This window comes from Roseovarius albus, assembly GCF_900172335.1.
Classification (GTDB): domain Bacteria; phylum Pseudomonadota; class Alphaproteobacteria; order Rhodobacterales; family Rhodobacteraceae; genus Roseovarius; species Roseovarius albus.
Window position 1 is genome coordinate 1 of sequence record NZ_FWFX01000038.1, and the last position, 887, is coordinate 887.

Sequence of the window (887 nt, forward strand, 5' to 3'; positions counted from 1 at the left end):
AGTTTTTCGCGGACGGCGGCGGGGCCGATGATCTTGGCACCAAGGTTTTCGATTACCGTGACGGCGCGGTCGACCAGCTGTGCGTTAGTGGCCAGAACGCCCTTGTCGAGGAAGAGGTTGTCCTCAAGACCCACCCGCACGTTGCCGCCTGCAATGACCGATTGTGCCGCGTAAGGCATCTGGTCACGACCCAAGGAGAAGGCCGACCAAGTCCAATCAGACGGCACATTGTTCACCATCGCCATAAAGGTGTTCAGATCATTCGGGGCCCCCCAGGGCACACCCATACACAGCTGCACCAGCGCAGGGTTTTCAAGAATGCCTTCCTTGACCAACTGCTTGGCAAACCACAGATGGCCGGTATCGAAGGCTTCAATCTCAGGCTTCACACCCAGATCGGTCATCATCTGGCCCATGGCGCGCAGCATGCCGGGCGTGTTGGTCATCACATAGTCGGCCTCGGCAAAGTTCATCGTGCCGCAATCGAGCGTGCAGATCTCGGGCAGACATTCGGCCACATGCGCCATGCGTGCGGTGGCGCCGATCATGTCGGTGCCGGCCTCATTGACGGGCAGCGGGTTTTCGACATCGCCAAACACCATGTCGCCGCCCATGCCGGCGGTGAGGTTCAGGACCACGTCGACCTCGGCATCGCGGATCCGGTCGGTGACCTCGCGGTAGAGCGCCAGATCGCGGCTTGGTGCGCCAGTTTCAGGGTCGCGCACGTGGCAATGCACCACCGCAGCACCCGCCTTGGCCGCCTCGATCGCCGATGTCGCAATCTGCTCCGGGCTGCGCGGCACATGCGGCGACTTATCCTGCGTTCCCCCCGAGCCGGTCACGGCACAGGTGATGAATACTTCGCGGTTCATGGTCAAAGGCATGAC

General features: G+C 61.7%; 1 protein-coding gene. It reads right to left on the minus strand.

Annotated features, from left to right (window positions below):
- A partial coding sequence (bcoG, locus tag ROA7450_RS20675; RefSeq protein ID WP_085807852.1) for a 3-dehydrocarnitine:acetyl-CoA trimethylamine transferase BcoG occupies positions 1-884 on the minus strand: 884 nt, incomplete at its 3' end.
- Positions 885-887 lie beyond the last annotated feature (3 nt).